The 18,980-nt window shown below is 43.7% G+C and carries 17 protein-coding genes and 3 tRNA genes; 10 read left to right on the top strand and 10 right to left on the bottom strand.

What is annotated here, in order from left to right; all coding sequences use genetic code 11:
• Positions 1–54: 54 nt before the first annotated feature.
• From MN869_RS08680 to MN869_RS08655, 6 genes are read left to right on the top strand one after another with little or no spacing between them, the layout of a single operon-like run.
• Positions 55–2,907, top strand: a complete 2,853-nt coding sequence (locus tag MN869_RS08680) for a monovalent cation/H+ antiporter subunit A (protein ID WP_243307169.1) — start codon at positions 55–57, stop codon at positions 2,905–2,907.
• The gene (locus MN869_RS08675; RefSeq protein WP_004656199.1) at positions 2,900–3,268 is read left to right on the top strand and encodes a Na+/H+ antiporter subunit C; all 369 of its coding nucleotides are present in this window, start codon (positions 2,900–2,902) and stop codon (positions 3,266–3,268) included. The genes MN869_RS08680 and MN869_RS08675 overlap by 8 nt, the downstream gene beginning before the upstream one ends.
• Positions 3,268–5,079, top strand: a complete 1,812-nt coding sequence (locus MN869_RS08670; protein WP_243307144.1) for a monovalent cation/H+ antiporter subunit D — start codon at positions 3,268–3,270, stop codon at positions 5,077–5,079. Before MN869_RS08675 ends, MN869_RS08670 begins: the two co-directional genes overlap by 1 nt.
• Positions 5,079–5,606, top strand: coding sequence for a Na+/H+ antiporter subunit E (locus MN869_RS08665; protein WP_243307141.1), 528 nt, complete (start codon positions 5,079–5,081; stop codon positions 5,604–5,606). Before MN869_RS08670 ends, MN869_RS08665 begins: the two co-directional genes overlap by 1 nt.
• Positions 5,603–5,878, top strand: coding sequence for a monovalent cation/H+ antiporter subunit F (locus tag MN869_RS08660; RefSeq protein WP_004656203.1), 276 nt, complete (start codon positions 5,603–5,605; stop codon positions 5,876–5,878). The genes MN869_RS08665 and MN869_RS08660 overlap by 4 nt, the downstream gene beginning before the upstream one ends.
• A gap of 11 nt (positions 5,879–5,889) precedes the next feature.
• Positions 5,890–6,264 carry a Na+/H+ antiporter subunit G gene (locus MN869_RS08655; protein ID WP_004802326.1) on the top strand — a complete coding sequence of 125 codons (375 nt, stop codon included), beginning with the start codon at positions 5,890–5,892 and terminating at the stop codon, positions 6,262–6,264.
• Positions 6,265–6,314: 50 nt separating this feature from the next.
• Here the strand turns inward: MN869_RS08655 and MN869_RS08650 are convergent, their stop codons facing one another.
• From MN869_RS08650 to tpiA, 9 genes are all read right to left on the bottom strand, one after another.
• Positions 6,315–6,716 (bottom strand): ribosome-binding factor A, encoded by a 402-nt coding sequence (locus MN869_RS08650; protein WP_004774100.1) that lies wholly within the window; start codon positions 6,714–6,716, stop codon positions 6,315–6,317.
• Positions 6,716–9,430: a translation initiation factor IF-2 gene (gene infB, locus MN869_RS08645; RefSeq protein WP_004802324.1), complete on the bottom strand. Its 2,715-nt coding sequence runs from the start codon at positions 9,428–9,430 to the stop codon at positions 6,716–6,718. Before infB ends, MN869_RS08650 begins: the two co-directional genes overlap by 1 nt.
• A 10-nt stretch (positions 9,431–9,440) precedes the next feature.
• A complete protein-coding gene (nusA, locus tag MN869_RS08640) occupies positions 9,441–10,925 on the bottom strand; it encodes a transcription termination factor NusA (protein WP_004802322.1) in 1,485 nt (494 codons plus the stop codon).
• Positions 10,926–10,962: 37 nt separating this feature from the next.
• The gene (gene rimP, locus MN869_RS08635; protein WP_004802320.1) at positions 10,963–11,487 is read right to left on the bottom strand and encodes a ribosome maturation factor RimP; all 525 of its coding nucleotides are present in this window, start codon (positions 11,485–11,487) and stop codon (positions 10,963–10,965) included.
• Between the two features lie 201 nt (positions 11,488–11,688).
• Positions 11,689–11,765 (bottom strand) — tRNA-Met (locus MN869_RS08630).
• Positions 11,766–11,852: 87 nt separating this feature from the next.
• Positions 11,853–11,929: transfer RNA gene (locus tag MN869_RS08625), tRNA-Met, on the bottom strand.
• Between the two features lie 44 nt (positions 11,930–11,973).
• Positions 11,974–12,058: transfer RNA gene (locus tag MN869_RS08620), tRNA-Leu, on the bottom strand.
• A gap of 57 nt (positions 12,059–12,115) precedes the next feature.
• Entirely contained in the window at positions 12,116–12,445 is a 330-nt protein-coding gene (gene secG, locus MN869_RS08615) for a preprotein translocase subunit SecG (RefSeq protein ID WP_243307133.1), read from the bottom strand.
• 12 nt (positions 12,446–12,457) lie between these two features.
• Positions 12,458–13,249, bottom strand: a complete 792-nt coding sequence (gene tpiA / locus MN869_RS08610) for a triose-phosphate isomerase (protein ID WP_171551564.1) — start codon at positions 13,247–13,249, stop codon at positions 12,458–12,460.
• Between the two features lie 371 nt (positions 13,250–13,620).
• On the opposite strand from tpiA, the gene pilB reads away from it, so the two are divergent.
• From pilB to coaE, 4 genes are read left to right on the top strand one after another with little or no spacing between them, the layout of a single operon-like run.
• Entirely contained in the window at positions 13,621–15,333 is a 1,713-nt protein-coding gene (pilB, locus tag MN869_RS08605; RefSeq protein ID WP_243307130.1) for a type IV-A pilus assembly ATPase PilB, read from the top strand.
• 24 nt (positions 15,334–15,357) lie between these two features.
• The gene (locus MN869_RS08600) at positions 15,358–16,587 is read left to right on the top strand and encodes a type II secretion system F family protein (protein ID WP_171551566.1); all 1,230 of its coding nucleotides are present in this window, start codon (positions 15,358–15,360) and stop codon (positions 16,585–16,587) included.
• Positions 16,588–16,599: 12 nt separating this feature from the next.
• Positions 16,600–17,460, top strand: a complete 861-nt coding sequence (locus MN869_RS20400; protein WP_171551567.1) for an A24 family peptidase — start codon at positions 16,600–16,602, stop codon at positions 17,458–17,460.
• 1 nt (position 17,461) lies between these two features.
• Positions 17,462–18,067 carry a dephospho-CoA kinase gene (gene coaE, locus MN869_RS08585; protein ID WP_243307127.1) on the top strand — a complete coding sequence of 202 codons (606 nt, stop codon included), beginning with the start codon at positions 17,462–17,464 and terminating at the stop codon, positions 18,065–18,067.
• Here coaE and MN869_RS08580 read toward each other — a convergent pair.
• Positions 18,064–18,975, bottom strand: a complete 912-nt coding sequence (locus tag MN869_RS08580) for a DMT family transporter (protein ID WP_243307125.1) — start codon at positions 18,973–18,975, stop codon at positions 18,064–18,066. The two genes, coaE and MN869_RS08580, sit on opposite strands and share 4 nt — an antisense overlap.
• Positions 18,976–18,980 lie beyond the last annotated feature (5 nt).

Below are 18,980 nucleotides of genomic sequence, written 5' to 3'. Positions count from 1 at the left end.
CTGTAAGTCTTGAAAGAAAATTCACCCCTTAGGTCTTCGACCTAAATCATCGACATGGATACCAGTGTGCTACCGATTATTATCTTATTACCGCTCATACTCGGCACCACCCTTGTCTCACAATTACAGCGTATTTCGCGTGGCGTGACGGCACTTGGGGCGATTGGCATCAGCCTTAGTTGTTTTATTTTACTTTTAACTCAAGCAGAAACGGTTCTGCAGGGCAATACCCTGCAACAAAGCTGGGACTGGCTTCCACAGCTTGGAATTAATCTGAGTTTTCGCCTAGATGCATTAGGTTTATTGTTTGGTCTGCTGATTAGCGGTATCGGCACCCTGATTTATATTTATGCCTATTACTATCTCAGCCCTAAGAATTCTCTGAGTAAACTCTACCAATTATTAATGCTGTTTATGGCAGCCATGCTGGGGATTTCGCTCTCAAATAACCTGATTATCTTATTGGTGTTCTGGGAGCTAACCAGTATCTCCTCTTTCCTATTGGTGGGTTACTGGAGTCAATACGAGGCAGCTCAACGTGGCGCCCGTATGGCTCTCACTATTACAGGCATGGGCGGTTTGGCCATGCTGGGTGGATTTGTGCTGATTGGACAAATCACTGGCACTTATCAGATTGATGAATTGGTGTTGATGAAGGATACCATTCAGCAACATGCGCTATTTGTTCCAGCCTTATTGCTGATCCTGTTAGGTGCATTCACCAAAAGTGCCCAGTTCCCGTTCCATTTTTGGTTACCGAATGCGATGGCAGCGCCGACCCCTGTGTCAGCCTATCTACATTCTGCAACCATGGTCAAAGCAGGGATTTTCTTGTTGGCGCGTTTAGCTCCTATTTTTATTGGTGCTGCGCTGTATCACAATATCGTGACTTTTGTCGGTCTGTTCACCTTGTGTATGGCCGCAGGTTTTGCAATTTTCAAAGAAGATCTGAAAGGACTTTTGGCCTATTCAACCATTAGCCATTTGGGCTTAATCGTATGTTTACTCGGTATTGGTTCGCCATTGGCGGTTGCTGCCGCAATTTTCCACATCATCAACCATGCCACCTTTAAAGCGGCATTGTTCATGATTGCAGGGATTATTGACCATGAAACTGGCACACGCGATTTACGCAAGCTCAGTGGCATCTGGCAACTGCTTCCATTTACAGGCACTCTCACCATGATCACCGCTGCCTCAATGGCGGGTGTACCACTGACCAATGGCTTTATCTCGAAAGAAATGTTCTTTACTGAGCTATTGGCAAACTTGTCTGGTCCAGTGATGGTGATTTCAGCCATCGTCGCAACCCTAGCCGGTATTTTCGCAGTCAGTTATTCAATTCGTCTCGTTCATGGTGTGTTTTTTGATGGCCCGATTGGCAAACACGTACCGAATAAAGAGGCACACGAACCACATTTAGGCATGCGCTTACCTGCCATTATTTTGGCAACCTTATGTATTTTAGTGGGTATTCTCCCTGCCCTATTTGCAGGGACAATGGTCAACAGCGTCACTCGTGCAAGTTTGGCACAGCCTGAATTTGAAGGCGTTCATCTTGCGATTTGGCATGGCATCAACGCCCCCCTGATCATGAGTCTAATTGCCTTAATCGGTGGATCAATCTTCTACTTTGCACTAGCAAAAGATGGGCGCATTCGTAAAATCGACTTAGATCCTTATCTTGGAAAATTCCAAGGCAAGATTCTGTTTGATCTATTCTTGAAAAATTTATTACTCATCAGCCGCAAGATTAAGCAAAAGACCGAAAATGGTTCTTTGCAAAGCTATATCCTCTGGATTGTGTTGTTTAGCATCATCATGGTCGGCTTACCGCTATTCAACCAAGGTTTAACCACAGGCACACGTGAACTGACCCATGCACCTTGGGTGGCAATTGTACTCTGGCTGACCCTGTTCTCAGGTTGCTGGATGATGCTGTGGTTCCATCACGAACGTATCAAAGCAGTCTTGATCAGTGGTGCAGTCGGTTTGGTGGTCACGATGGTTTTTGTGACCCTCTCTGCACCCGACTTGGCATTAACCCAAATTACGGTTGATGTAGTGACCACTGTTTTATTACTGATGAGCTTGTCTTTATTACCGCAACTCACGCCGTACGAGTCAAGCCGTTCACGTCGTTGGCGAGATGCTAGTCTTGCCATCGCAGGTGGTTTAGGTATTGGTTGGATTACTTGGTTGTTGTTAACCCGCGATCATAACTCAATCTCATGGTTCTTTTTACAACAGGCGATTCCGCTAGGCGGTGGTTCAAACGTAGTCAATGTAATCTTGGTTGACTTCCGTGGTTTCGATACCTTCGGTGAAATTACCGTACTCGGCATTGCCGCCATTGGTGCACTGTGTCTGATGGATGGTATGCGTGCACACGGGACTACCATGACCCAAGGCTTAACCTATCGTTTTAACCCTTCACCGTTGATGTTCCGTATCACGGCGTCATGGATCTTGCCATTGGCATTGGTGGTCAGTGTCTACATCTTCATGCGTGGGCATAATCTTCCGGGCGGTGGCTTTATTGCAGGTTTGATTACCTCAATGGCACTGATTATTCAGTACATCGTATTGGGGCAAGATCAAACCGAGCAGATGATCAAAGCCAAATCAGGTCGTCTCTATGAATTATGGATTGGTTCTGGTTTAACCATTGCAGGTCTCACCGGTATTCTCGCGTGGTTGTGGGCTCGCCCCTTCCTCACCAGTGCACATATTTATGTCGAAGCGCCATTGCTTGGAAAAATGCATCTTGCCTCTGCAGTCGCATTTGATACAGGGGTCTACATTACCGTTGTGGGTGCTGCCATGTTGTTGATCTCCGTACTCGGAGACTCTCGTCACTCTAGTATGGCTGGTCCGATCCCAGGTGGAGATAATCAAAATGATTAGTATTGAATTTTTACTCGCGTCAGGGATTGGCTTACTCACCGCAACAGGTATTTATTTGATTCTGCGTGCCAGAACATTTCCAGTGGTCCTTGGTTTAGCCATGATTGGCTATGCCGTGAACTTATTCCTGTTTGCCATGGGACGCCTGCAAATCAATGCACCTGCCGTGTTGACTCAGGCCACCAAAGTGACCGATCCACTCCCTCAAGCACTGGTATTAACGGCGATTGTGATTGGCTTTGCCACCACCGCCTTTATCGTGCAACTTGCCTTACGCAGTCGTTATGAATCTGGTACAGACCATGTCGACTCGAAAGAAGAACCCACTTTGACTTATGACCCACGTGAGGATGAGCCATAATGTTTGATTTTTACAGTTTCTGGCACGCTCACGCTCCAATTATCAGTATCTTAATTCCAGCATTCACCAGTTTTATTCTGGTGTTATTGGGCAATCCAGGTTCGGGTTCTTTAAAGCAAGATTGGCGTCAACCTTGGCGTCGCGGGATTAGTATTGCTTCGGCAGTTTTAGGCTTAATCACGGCAATCAGTTATCTGAGTATCGCTAGCACAGGCCAAATTACGGTTTATCAACTCAGTGAATGGTCGGCGCCATTTGGGATTGTCTTAGTCCTTGATCGCCTCTCCGCTTTTATGTTGGTACTGACCTATATTCTTGCAGTACCCGTGATTTGGTACGCCAGCGAGAACTGGGATACGCGTGGTCGTTATTTCCATACCATGGTGCATTTCCTGCTCATGGGAATCACGGGCGCATTTCTGACAGGCGACTTATTCAACTTATTCGTCTTCTTCGAAATCCTGTTGATGGCTTCCTATGTGCTGTTATTGCACGGTCAGGGTCGTCCACGTTTCCAGCTTGGCGTGCATTACGTCACCATTAACCTGCTTGCCTCTGCCCTATTCCTGATTGGTCTAGGCATGATTTACGGCAGTGTCGGCAGCTTGAACATGGCAGATGTCGGTCGTCTGGTATCAAGCTTAGATGGCGATCAGCACAAACTTACCGTTGCAGGTGGACTCCTGCTGTTTGTGGTGTTTGGCATTAAGGCCGCAATGTTGCCTGTTGGCTTCTGGTTGCCGAAAACCTATGCGGTTGCAAGCACACCTGTCGCTGCGATTTTCACTATTATGACCAAAGTGGGTATTTATGCCATTTTACGTGTGAATGGCACTGTGTTTGATGATGCCATGGCACAAAGCATTTTCAAGAACTGCTTATTGATCATTGGCTTGGTGACCTCCCTTTATGGCGTGATTGGTGCAATTGGCGCTGAACGCTTGCGCCGTTTTGTTGGCTTCATGGTGTTGTCATCGATTGGTACTTTGCTGATTTCGATTGCCATGTTCAATACACAGGCATGGGCCGCAGCGCTGTATTATTTAGTTCACAGTACCTTGATCGCAGCAGCTTTCTATTTGTTCTGTGGCTGGATGACTTCGCAACGTGGTGCTTTTAAAGATCATTTAAAAGTTGCACCGCGAATCAAACAGGAAAAAGCGGCTGCTTTTACTTACTTTACCATCGCCTTAATGATGGCAGGTTTACCCCCATTCAGCGGCTTCCTAGGTAAAGTCTTTATTCTGCAAGCCACTGCTGAGACACCATATCAAGGCTGGATCATCGCAGTGATTCTGATTGTGAGCTTGCTCAGCATCATTGCCATGACACGCGTTGGCTTTATCCTGTTCTGGCGTGCAACACCACCTGAAGAAGATCAGAAACAAGCGGCTTATGCTGAGTATCAAGCCCTACCCGAGCTTGCACCGAAGCGTAATGATACTGCGATCTATATTTTACTTGGCGCATTAATGCTTTATGTGGTTTGTGCTGCACCGATTCAGAACTATACGCTTGCAACAGCACAGCAAATTCAGAATCATGCGCTTTATAACCAGACCATTCTGAAACATGATGCACAAGGTCGTCCGATCAGCGTACAGCCTTATGATCCAAGCTATTTACCTGAAACCAAATATGGCGGTGAGGTTGAAGATCCGAATGCCTTGCTGATTCCAGATATTATTTCTAAGCCAACTCTACAAGGCGAACATATTTCTGAATATAAGCAACGTCAAATTGCAGAGCAAGTCCTCGAAGCACCGACTATTCCGAATAGCACACAGTTAAAGCCTATGGAGGATCACTAATGCAAAAATTATCTTTGCTTGAGCGTTGGTTCCCCCATCCATTTGTGTCTGTTCTGATTTTTTTAAGCTGGTTGATGCTGGCACATAGCCTGGATCTGACTGACATCTTAATGGCAGTGATTCTGGCAGTGGTGATTGCCCGTTTAGTCAGTCCATTTATTGCCAGAACGCCACATATTCATTGGCTTCCTGCCATTAAACTAGTCTTTGTCGTGCTGTGGGATATTGTCATTTCCAACTTCCGTGTTGCCAAAATGGTGCTTGGTCCAATGGATCAATTACACCCTAAATGGTATCGCGTACCCTTAGAAACTGAACATGAACAAGTGAATACTTTGCTGGCGATGATTATCACCACTACACCCGGAACAGTTTCAGCAGGAATTGATCAGGAACGTGGGGATATTCTGGTGCATGCACTCAGTTCAGATGATACTGAACTGGATATTCAAGAGATTAAAAAACGCTATGAAACGCCTTTAATCGAAATCTTTGATGTCAAGATTACAGAAGGAGCAAATAAATGACCATTTTGCCTTATGCATTGGGTATCGGTTTAATTGCCATTACCATCTCTATGTTTCTGTGCTTGATTCGCCTGATTGCGGGCCCTTCAGTGATTGATCGACTCTTGGCACTCGATACTTTATTTCTAAATGCGACCTGTCTGATTGTAGTATTAGGCATTTATTGGGTCAGCACCAATCTATTCGAAGGTGCACTTTTGGTTGCCATGCTTGGCTTTGTCTCTACTGCTGCACTTGCCCGTTATTTCACAACGGGCCATGTAATTGATTAAGGAGCAATGCCATGCAACTGATTCTTGAGATTGTCGTTTCATTTTTTGTGGTGTTTGGTGCGTTCTTCATGCTGATCGGTTCGATTGGCATGATCCGCCTACCCGATTTATTTATGCGCCTGCATGCACCGACCAAATCCAGTACTTTAGGTCTTGGTAGCTTTCTGATCGCAGCCATGATTTTCGCTGCAATGCATGGTCGTTTTGGTTTTGCTGAACTTTTAATTACTCTATTTGCATTTATCACTGCGCCAGTATCGGCAAATTTGATGGCACAAGCAGCCATTCACTTACGCTTACGCTCAACCAGTGGTGATGTACCAGAAGCTTTAAATCGCCCATTGCCTTGGCAACGTTATCGTCGCCATCCATTGAAAAAAGATTAATCGCATCAAGCATAAAAAAGCCACCCGAAGGTGGCTTTTTTTATATCGATTTACTTTTGTTCATCTTGCTCTTGTTCAGGCAAATCCTTAACCGCTTCAGCAATCAGACCAAACATATAGTTACCATAGGCATTGGTCTTATCGTAATGGAAACGCAATCTTGGCGTAATACGTGTCTTGATACGACGACTCAATTCATGACGCAAGAAGCCAGACGCTTTATTCAAGACATCTAAAGTTTCTTTATTTGCTGCTTCACTTTGATCATCACCCAGTTCACGACCCATTACAGTGACATATACTTCAGCATATCCCATATCTGCACTGACTTTCACGGCTGAGATGGTCACAAGACCACCCAGACGTGGATCTTTAAGCTCCTGACGGATAAGCTCAGACAACTCGCGTTGTACTGAATCCGCCATGCGCTTTAAGCGTTGGCTACCCGCCATTAAAGACTCCGTTTAATCAATTGAACATCATACACTTCGATCTTATCTTGTGCTTTGATGTCTTTATAACCCTTAACTGCAAGACCACATTCCATACCAGCACGAACTTCTTCAACCACTTCTTTATAACGACGAAGAGATTCAAGCTCGCCTTGGAACACAACCACATCATCACGTAATACGCGAATTGGTTTGTTACGGTGTAATACACCTTCAAGCACCATACAGCCCGCTGCTGCACCAAACTTGCTTGAGTGGAATACTTCACGTACTTCAGCAACACCCAAGATCGTTTCACGATGTTCTGGTGCAAGCTTACCGCTCATTGCAGCTTTCACATCATCAATTAAGTGGTAAATGACGCTGTAGTAACGAATATCGATACCATCTTGATCAGATTTTTGACGAGCAGTGTTATCCGCACGTACGTTGAAACCTAATAATACCGCTTCTGAAGACTCAGCTAAAGTGACATCTGACTCGGTGATCGCACCAACACCAGAACCGATTACACGGACTTTAACTTCATCAGTAGAAAGCTCATCAAGCGCAACATGTAACGCTTCCAAAGTACCACGTACATCAGTTTTGAGTACGACATTCACATAAGGAATATCTTTTTTACCCATAGATGCCATGATGTTCTCAAGACGCATTGCACTCGCACGCTCTAGACGTTTATGACGTTCACGGTCAGAACGAGCATCAGCAACTTCACGTGCTTTCTTCTCATCATTCACCACAAGAACTTCATCACCCGCCATTGGCGCATCAGGTAAACCTAAAATTTCAACTGGAATCGAAGGACCTGCAGAAGTAATACGTTGACCATTTTCATCAACCATCGCACGAACACGACCATAAGATGAACCTGCAAGTACCAAGTCACCAATGTTCAATGTACCGTTTTGTACCAGAATCGACGTTACTGCACCGCGACCTTTGTCGACACGTGCTTCGATTACAACACCTTGTGCCGCGCCTTCAGCTGAAGCTTTAAGCTCCATCAATTCAGCTTGGATCAAGATTAAATCAAGTAAGCCATCGATACCTGCACCAGAGTGTGCCGATACTTTTGCAATTGGAACATCACCGCCCCACTCTTCAGGTACGATACCTTTGGTGGTCAATTCGTTTAATACGCGGTCTACATCAGCTGATTCTTTATCCATCTTGTTGATGGCAACAATAATCGGCGTACCTGCAGCACGCGCATGGTCAATTGCTTCAGCTGTTTGTGGCATAACACCATCATCAGCAGCAACAACAAGGACCACGATATCAGTCGCTTTTGCACCACGTGCACGCATTGATGTAAACGCAGCATGTCCTGGTGTATCGAGGAAGGTGATAATCCCTTTCTCAGTTTCAACGTGATAAGCACCGATATGCTGAGTAATACCACCCGCTTCACCCGCAGCCACTTTAGAACGACGGATACGATCCAGTAACGATGTTTTACCATGGTCAACGTGCCCCATGATCGTTACAACTGGCGGACGAGTTGTTTGCTCACCACGTGCTTCTTCAGCAGCAACCAATAAGTTATCTTCGGCTTGCGTATCCGAAACTAAAACTGGATTGTGGCCCAATTCTTCAACGACAAGTACAGCCGTATCTTGATCAATGGCTTGGTTCTGAGTAACAAGCTCACCCATCTTCATGAGGGTCTTGATCACTTCACGAACTTTAACCGCCATTTTTTGTGCTAGATCAGCAACGATGATTTTCTCACCGATCTCAACATCATAAATTTGCTTTTTAACTGGTTTTTCAAAACCATGTTTATTGGCTTGGCTGGTTTTCAAACCACGCTTATGATGGCTCTTGCTAAAACTTTGTTCAGATTGAGCATCGCCACCACGACCGCCTTTCTTACCAGCACGTGGATTTGCAGTTGCACCACCACGTTTGATTTCACGGTCTTCCTTATTAAAGGAATCTTCATACGCTTGGCCAACAAGACCTGCGGCTAAAGGCGAATCATCAATCACACGAATCGTTGCAGTCGCATCATCATTTGAATATTTTGATGCCATCTGACGCATTTGCTCAAGTGTACGTTGCTGCGCTTCTTCAGCTGCTTTACGACGTACTGCTTCTTCAGTCGCTTTCAACTGAGCAGTTTGCTCTTCACGTGCTCTTTTTTGCTCTGGTGTTTCTGTCGGGCGAATAACAGGGGCTTTAATCACCTTGTCGCTATTACGCTTTTTCACCACAACAGCAGTTTTTGCTGGTGCTTGAGCTGCATTATCAGAAGTATGCGCTGCACGCATTGCTTCTAAAGTTGCATTGGCTTTTTGTTCAGCCGTATGACGTGCAGTTTGCTCAGCATCATTACGTACTTTTTGCTCGGCACGTACTTTTGCATCTGCTTCTACACGCGCTTTTGCTTCAGCTGCAAGTAATTCTGGATTTGGTTTAGCAAAAACTTGTTTCTTGCGAACTTCAACATTAATGCTTTTTGCTTTACCTGAAGTACTTGTAACTTTAGCAGTACTCGTTGTTTTACGTTTCAACGCAATTTTTCCTGTGTTACCACTTTCCTGACCATGTACTTTTTTCAAGTGATTGACCAAAGTATCTTGCTGTTCAGTGGTAATAATGTCATCTGCTTTACGCTGTGGTAGACCTGCTTCGCGAACCTGCTCTAGGAGTTTCTCTACAGGACGTTCTACGCTGAGCGCTAACTCTTGAATCGACTTGTCCGTCATCTATTATCTCCTAGTTAAACCATGATTCACGTGCTTTCATGATTAACTGACCCGCTTTGTCATGACCTAAACCTTCGATATCAGAGATATCATCAGTTGCTTGGTCTGCCAAATCATCAACAGTAACCACACCACGCGCCGCCAATGCATACGCAATCTCAGTCGTCATACCTTCCATACCGAGAAGTTCTGCACTTGGCTCTTGAATATTTTCTTGCTGTTTCAATGCATCCGTCAAAGCAGCTTCTTTCGCACGACTTTGTAACAGTTCCACTAAATCTGCTTCAAGCTCGATTTCGTCGAATGTTTCAGCTGGTACATAAGCAATCTCTTCGAGTGAAGTAAAGCCCATTTCTACCAATGCCATTGCCAAGTCTTCCTCAATATCCAGACGTGTAACAAACATATCTAAATATTGTTGTGCTTCATTTTGCTGACGAGCACGATACTCTTCTTCTAACATCATGTCGAGTTTATAACCCGTCAATTCCGATGCTAAACGAACATTTTGTCCTTGCGAACCAATTGCACGCGCTAACTGATCATTGGTTGCAAAGATAATATCTGCACTACGTGCATCTTCATCCAAAACAATACCTGATACATCAGCTGGCTCTAATGCACTTGCAATATATTGTGCTGGGTCATCAGACCACACCACCACATCAATACGCTCACCGTTCAACTCTTGTTGCACCGCTTGGATACGTGTACCACGCATACCAATACATGCACCCACTGGGTCGATACGATGATCATTGGTTTTCACTGCAATTTTAGCACGAACACCGGGTTGACGCGCCGCCGCTTTAATTTCAATGATTTCTTCAGAAATTTCTGGAATTTCTTTTTTCATCAATGCAATCAGCATTTCAGGACGCGCACGAGACAATAATAATTGTGCGCCACGGCCTTCACGATTCACGTTATACAAAATCGCATTGATACGTTGTTTAGGACGTAAAATTTCTTTGTGAATGGTTTCTTCACGTGCTAAATAAGCTTCAGCGTTGTCACCCAGATCAATGATAAAGCCATCTTTAGTTTGCTTTTTCACTTCACCGTAGATCAACTCACCGACTTTAGACTCATAAGCATCCGCAACCAGTGCACGTTCTGCTTCACGAATCTTTTGTACGATGACTTGTTTTGCAATTTGTGCAGCAATACGACCGAATTCAATTGATTCAACTTCCAACTCACGCACGTCACCAATTGACCACTGAGCAGGGTCTAAATCAGAAATCGCGTCTTGGCATGCTGGCATTTCATGATCTTCATCCGCAACCACAGTCCACTGACGGAAAGTACGGTAATCACCCGTTTTACGGTCAATCTCAACACGGAGTTGAGCTTCTTCTGAACGTGTACCTTCGTAAAACTTTTTCTTCGTTGCCGCAACAAGTGCTTGCTCTAACGCTTGGAAGATCGCTTCACGACTAACACCTTTTTCATTACTAACCGTTTCTGCAACGGTAAGAATTTCGCGGCCCATAAGTCACCTACCGATTTCTTATAAAATTAAGTTAATATTAGTCTTGATAGATTAAATTTGCTTTATCAATATTATTACTATCAATTTCAAGCACATGATTACCTTCAACTTCGACTTGAATCATTTCATTTTCTAAGTCTACAGAAAGTAATTTGGCTTGAAATTTACGACGGTTCTCGACAGCAGCAATTAATCGTAAAGCCACTTGTTGCCCGATATAGGCAGGTAGTTGGTTCAATTGGAAAAATGGACGATCCCAACCTGGTGAAGAAACTTCTAAAGCATATTCACCCGAAATTGGATCATGGACATCAAGCATTGCACCCACTTGTTGTGTCACTAAGACACAATCTTGAACACCAATACCACGCCCGAGTTCAACTTCACCATCTTCTGTTAAGACAGGTTCAACATTCTCATCGACCGCTTTATCAATATAAATGCGTAATAAAGAACGTTTACCTTGTGGTAGGAATTCAATTCCCCACAAATCTACACCACACGCAGCTACAGCTGGTGCAATTAGATCATGCAATGCTTGAGATTTATTTGATAATTTCATTTACTCTCGTCGCTCTCATACGAGCCAATCAATCTTAACCGTATAGTGAAGCACGACTATTTGACCAATTGATGTCGAACAACTACACGATATAGCTAAACAACCAATAAAAAAGGGCGTAAATCGCCCCTATGTTACACAGAAAAGCAATGCCCACTGTGCAAAAAGGCCCACCTTATTGTGAGCCTCTTTTTAGAAACTTGGTAGCGGGAGCTGGATTTGAACCAACGACCTTCGGGTTATGAGCCCGACGAGCTACCAGACTGCTCCATCCCGCATCAACGTGCAAAAATTATATACAAATATGAAAAAAAGTCAATTTAAGTTTTTTCATATTTGCTTGATTAAGTTGCACCTTAATCAAATGGTAGCGGGAGCTGGATTTGAACCAACGACCTTCGGGTTATGAGCCCGACGAGCTACCAGACTGCTCCATCCCGCAACAATACAAACACTGCACACACCAAACTTACTGGTTATTAAGCTTGGTGCGGAAGGGGGGACTTGAACCCCCACGCCCGAAAGCACTACCACCTCAAGGTAGCGTGTCTACCAATTCCACCACCACCGCAGTATTGTGGGACGCATTCTATTCCCTTAAACGCAAAAAGGAAAGCGCTAATTCAACTTATTCAGTTGTTTTTGGTGCAGTTGGTGAAGTTTCAGGCGATGTCGCTGGTGCAGACATCGATGTCTGAACAGTTTTTAAACTATATGCATCTGTCGTTTGTTTTTTAGCAAATACGGCGAGCGTTAAACTAGTGACAAAGAACAAAGCGGTAAAAATCGCGGTTAAACGAGTTAAAAAGTTACCCGCACCCGAAGCACCAAATACGGTAGCAGCACCACCACCACCAAATGATGCGCCTGCTTCTGCACCTTTACCTTGTTGTACCAGAACCAAAGCAATAATTAAGATTGCCAAAATGATGTGTACAACGAGTATAAAACTATACATCTCAATTCCTCGTTATTTGCTTTGTGCAAATGCTTTTGCGATTTGGTAAAACGATTGCGCATTTAAAGATGCACCACCGACCAAAGCGCCATTAATATCTGGACATGCCGCCAATTCAACTGCATTTTCAGCTTTTACACTGCCGCCATAAAGAATCGCCATCTCAGCACCAAATGCCGTGATTTGCTTTAGACCTTCACGAATTTTTGCATGCATGGCTTGAGCATCAGCAGGAGAAGCCGTCTTCCCTGTTCCGATTGCCCAAATAGGCTCATACGCTATCACAATATTTTGCCATTGTTCAGTTTTTACTACAGCTGCCATATCACAAATTTGTTGTAATACCACTTGTTCTGCTGCACCCTGTTCACGTTGCTCTAAGCTTTCGCCCACACAATAAATAACAGTCAAACCAGCAGTTAATGCATTTTGTAATTTAGCTTTTAAAATTTCGACATCATCGCCAAATAATTCACGACGTTCAGAATGCCCAATTAAAACAAATTCAATGCCACTGTCTTTTAACAGTTCGGCGCTCACTTCACCTGTATAGGCACCTGTACCTGCGACACGAGAAACATCTTGCGCAACCGTATAAATCGTTCTCACTGCATCTTTAAATTGTGTCTGAATGCCGCTTAACGCGATTGCAATTGGCGCAACACCAATATGACATTGCTCAGCTGCAATATCTTCCTGTTGTAATAACTGTTTAAATTCTTCTACTAATTGGAAAGCATTCGCATGCATTGGATTCATTTTCCAATTGCCAACAACCCAAGGAGTAATGCTCGAGTTCGACATACTTCGCCCACCCACTGTTAATTTCTCAAAAATGCTGCATATTTTACACGGATTTTTATAAAATTCAGTTTTTTCTTTTACTGGTGTATAAATGACTAAAAATCATGAAGATCAGTAAAAGCTGCTCTCCTACCGTCATAATATTATGGTGTTTCAGTGTAAAATTTAAAGCTTGCCACAATTGAATTGATTTGATTATTGGCAAGATTTAATTCAATGAAAGAAAATTAATTTGCAAAAAACTCGATCAGTTCAAAGTTTTCGCTATGAATCAAGGCAAAAACAACACTTTCTGTAGTAGTATTTTTGCATAACAAAAGTATAATTTTTAGAATACATATTATAAACATTTATTGTCATAAGGCGGACAGATGTCAGGATTACATACGTCTCCAAAGTTTTCGGGGTTTATTCGACGGTTAGTTGAAGATGGACACATGTCCACCACAACTATGCAAACCGCAATTGACGCGGCTAAAAAAGCACAACAAGACATCGTTGTACATCTGATTGAACAGCATCGTTTATCTCCCCTAACCATTGCTGAAACGATTGCAGCCGAATTCGGTGAACCACTTTTCGATCTGGCTGTATACGATACGGCTTTGCTACCTCGCGATCTGGCAGACAACAAACTCATTCAGAAGCATAAAGTTGCGCCATTACTACAACGTGGGCAAATTTTATATGTCGCGACCAGCAATCCCACCAATATTGAAGCGTTAGATGCCATTCGCTTTAATACCAAACTCAATATTGAGCCCATCATTGTTGAGCACATAAAACTCGAAAAACTGATTGAACAGCAGTTTGGAGATTCTGGTAGTTTCGATTTTGGTGAAAGTGAAGACTTTGATCTCGACATTGATGTAAGCCAAGATCCAAACAAAGAAGAGGATGACACGCCACAAGGCGATGAGTCTCCGATTGTCAAATATATCAATAAGCTGTTGATTGATGCGATTCGTATGGGTGCATCCGACTTACATTTTGAACCTTATGAAAAAATGTATCGTGTACGCTACCGTGTTGATGGTGTACTCCGTCAAATCGCCACTCCCCCCTTACAAATGGCAACCCGTCTCGCCTCACGTTTAAAAGTCATGTCTCAAATGGACATTTCTGAAAAACGAATGCCACAAGATGGGCGTATTAAACTTAAACTTTCCAAGACCAAATCCATCGATTTCCGTGTCAACTCACTCCCCACCCTGTTTGGCGAAAAGTTGGTGTTACGTATTCTCGATCCATCCAGTGCCATGTTGGGGATTGAAGCACTCGGTTATGAGGATGAGCAAAAAGCCTTATTTATGGATGCCCTAGATAAGCCACAGGGCATGCTCCTCATCACAGGTCCAACGGGTTCAGGTAAAACCGTTTCTTTGTATACAGGTTTGAATATCCTGAATACCGAAGACACTAATATTTCGACCGCCGAAGATCCAGTTGAAATTAACTTGGAAGGGATTAATCAGGTCAACGTCAATCCGAAAACAGGACTTACCTTCTCTGCAGCGCTGAAAGCGTTTTTACGTCAAGATCCTGACGTGATCATGGTCGGGGAGATTCGTGATCTGGAAACGGCTGAAATTGCCATTAAAGCCGCACAAACGGGTCATATGGTGATGTCAACCCTGCATACCAATAGCGCACCAGAAACCCTAACCCGTTTACGTAACATGGGGGTGCCTTCTTTCAACATTGCAACTTCTGTCAATCTGGTGATTGCGCAACGCTTAGCGCGTCGTTTATGTAATCAATGTAAAGAAGCCATTGAAATACCAAGACAAAGTCTATTGGAGCTTGGGTTTACTGAGCAAGACTTGGCGAACCCTGAGCTTACAATTTTTCAACCTGTCGGTTGTGCTGAATGTCGCGAAGGTTATAAAGGCCGTGTGGGGATTTATGAGGTGATGAAAGTTACACCTGAAATTTCCAGATTGATTATGGAGGATGGTAATGCAATACAAATTGCAGCAGCATCAGAACAAGCAGGCTTTAACAATCTCCGTCGTTCAGGTTTGAAAAAAGTCATGCGAGGAATTACCTCTTTGCAGGAAGTCAACCGAGTGACTAGTGAATAAAATTAATAAAAAGGATTAATAATCATGGCAGCTAAAAAAGCGCAAATGATGCCAACTTTTGCTTATGAAGGGGTCGACCGGAAAGGAGCAAAAATTAAAGGGGAATTACCAGCACGCAATATGGCCTTGGCAAAAGTCACTTTGCGTAAACAAGGCGTGACCATCAAAAACATTCGGGAAAAACGTAAGAATATTCTCGAAGGTCTGATGAAGAAAAAAGTCACCACACTCGATATTACGATCTTTACCCGCCAATTGGCGACGATGATGAAAGCGGGTGTCCCATTAGTTCAAGGTTTTGAAATTGTGGCGGAAGGATTAGAAAATCCATCCATGCGTGAGGTGGTACTCGGGATTAAAGGCGAAGTCGAAGGGGGTAATACCTTTGCTGGTGCACTGAAAAAATATCCACAGTATTTTGATAATTTATTTTGCTCTTTGGTTGAGTCGGGTGAACAGTCGGGCGCGCTTGAAACCATGTTAGATCGCGTCGCGATTTATAAAGAGAAAAGTGAATTACTCAAGCAAAAAATTAAAAAAGCCATGAAATATCCAATCTCGGTGATAGTCGTGGCTGTGGTGGTGACAATTATTTTGATGGTCAAAGTGGTCCCCGTATTCCAAGATTTATTTAGTTCTTTTGGCGCTGACCTCCCCGCTTTTACCAAAATGGTGGTAGAAATGTCAAAGTGGATGCAAGAATATTGGTTCATTTTGATCATCGTCATTGGTGCGATCATTGCCGCTTTCATGGAGGCAAAAAAGCGGAGTAAGAAATTCCGTGACTTATTGGACAAAATGGCACTGAAAGCGCCTATTTTCGGGGATTTGGTCTACAAAGCCATTATTGCCCGCTATAGTCGTACGCTTGCGACGACATTTGCCGCTGGGGTTCCGCTGATTGATGCACTTGAATCTACTGCTGGCGCAACCAATAACGTCGTTTATGAAGAAGCAGTGATGAAAATTCGCGAAGATGTCGCAACAGGTCAACAACTGCAATTTGCGATGCGTGTTTCAAATCGTTTCCCCTCTATGGCGATTCAAATGGTGGCAATTGGTGAAGAGTCAGGTGCTTTAGACAGCATGCTTGATAAAGTCGCAACGCATTATGAAAATGAAGTCGACAATGCGGTGGATGGCTTAACTTCAATGATGGAGCCTTTAATCATGGCGATTCTTGGTGTACTAGTGGGTGGTCTGGTGATTGCGATGTATTTACCAATCTTCCAAATGGGCTCAGTTGTCGGATAATTTGGTACTTAAATGCAATCTTTATTTTCTTATTTTATCGAGAACCTAACTGCACTTTACCTTGCAGTTGGGCTTTTTAGTTTATGTATTGGCAGTTTTTTAAATGTTGTCATTTTTCGCACCCCTCGTATGATGGAACAGGAGTGGCAGCAAGAATGTCAAATGCTGTTACACCCAGAACAACCCATCATCGATCAAAGTAAACTGACTTTAAGCCAACCAGCCTCAACCTGTCCAAAATGTGACTCGCCCATTCGTTGGTATCAAAATATTCCAGTGCTCAGTTGGTTAGTACTTCGTGGCAAATGTGGGACTTGTCAGAATCCAATTAGTATTCGCTATCCACTAATTGAATTACTCACGATGGTCTGTTCTTTGGTTGTGGTCGCCGTATTTGGTGCAACCATCCAAATGCTGTTTGGCTTAATCTTAACGTGGGTACTGATTGCCTTAACTTTTATTGATTTTGATACCCAACTTTTGCCTGATCGTTTTACCCTACCCTTAGCCGCGTTAGGTTTGGGAATAAATAGCTATGCGATTTATACTACAGCCGGCGCCGCAATTTGGGGTTATTTAATTGGTTTCCTATGCCTTTGGATTGTTTATTATATTTTTAAACTAATTACAGGCAAGGAAGGTATGGGCTACGGTGACTTCAAACTCCTCGCAGCCTTAGGCGCTTGGATGGGGCCAATGCTGCTGCCTTTAATTGTGCTACTCTCTTCAATGCTTGGCGCAATTATTGGTATTATTTTGATAAAAGTGCGCGGTGAAAATCAACCTTTTGCATTTGGTCCTTATATTGCGATTGCAGGTTGGATTGCCTTTTTATGGGGTGATCAGATTATGAAAGTTTATCTAGGTGGTTAATATGCGTTTTATCTTGGGTATTACAGGCGGTATTGGAAGTGGTAAGTCGGCAGCCACACAATGGTTTGAATCCCAAGGAATTACCATAGTCGATACTGATATCGTAGCACGAGAAGTGGTTGAACCCGGCCAACCGGCCTTAAAGTCAATTCAAGATGCTTTTGGGGATTGGGTCTTATTGGAAGATGGTAATCTCGATCGGCGTGCCCTGCGTGAACATATCTTCCAATTTCCAGAAGCACGTCAAGACCTAGAAAAAATTACCCATCCGGCCATTCGTCAGTCGATTATTCAGCAATTACAACAAGCTGAAAGCCCATATGTGATCTTGGTTTCGCCCCTACTGTTTGAAACCAATCAGCATGAACTGGTCCAACATACTTTACTGGTCGATGCTGATGAGCAAACACAACTACAACGTGCCAGCCAACGTGATGGGCAAAGTGAAGAACAAATCCGAAAAATCATTGCTGCGCAAATGTCGCGTACTCAAAAACAACAGTTGGCAGATGATATCGTGATCAATGATGGTCTGTTAGAACATTTGCACCAGCAGCTCAAACCGCTGCATTTCAGCTACTTACAACGTGCAGAACACAGCGCTTAACCTTGTTTCTTTTTTTCTAATTGTACGCTCAAGCTGTCTTTACGTAGCCATCGCCATGGCTGCAAAGCACCAATTCCCATCCCAATCAAACCACAAACTATTGCAGCATTGAGTGGCTCATTTAATAAAGGGACTGCTACTACTGCGGCAATAAACGGTGCCAAGGTCACAATACTCCCCGTATTAAATGCCCCCAAACGCTCAATCGCTGCCACATAGCTTAAAGTAGCCACGATCACCACCAAGATGCCATGAAAAAGCCCTTGAATCAGCAGATGGATCGGTGCAGCATCTTGAAAATGCTTGGGAATAAATAAAAGATAAATCGGTAAATAAATGATTGCAGACCAAATCACCACGCCAGCGGTTGCATGCCACGCAGATAGCTTCCACTGCTTTAACAGTACCGTGAAAATCCCCCACCATATCGCACTAATAAAAAGCAGTAGATCTCCAACACCCAATGCCGAAGCTTGCTGATGCAGCATCAAATAGCTCATCAGCATCAAAGCCGCCATCATGATCAATAGACTGAACCAAGTGTGTTTATCAAAAGGCTGTCTAAACAACAGATAAGCCGCTACAGCGGTACACAAGGGAATACAGCCATTAAGAAAAATAGCGGCGTGGGCTGCAGGCGCATGTAAAAAGGCGGTATAGACCGTTAAACAGTAAATCAAGCCGCCAATAAGCGCCAAAATAACAGGACGCGGATGCCATAAGAAGGCAAAATCTTTTTTATAGATTAAGACTGGAAGTAGAATCAAAGAGGCAATTGCAAAGCGCATTGCCACCAGATCCCAGACACTGACATGCCAATGTGCATTGAGACGGGAAAAAATGGTAAATCCGCCCCAAATACACATGGTAATAAAGACAAAGAAATAGCCTTGCGTACGGATGGTCATCTGAG

Source organism: Acinetobacter sp. NIPH1876 (assembly GCF_022808535.1).
In the GTDB taxonomy this organism is placed as follows: Bacteria; Pseudomonadota; Gammaproteobacteria; order Pseudomonadales; family Moraxellaceae; genus Acinetobacter; species Acinetobacter higginsii.
Note: the sequence above shows the minus strand (reverse complement) of the source record. Positions and strands in the feature narration are given on the sequence as shown.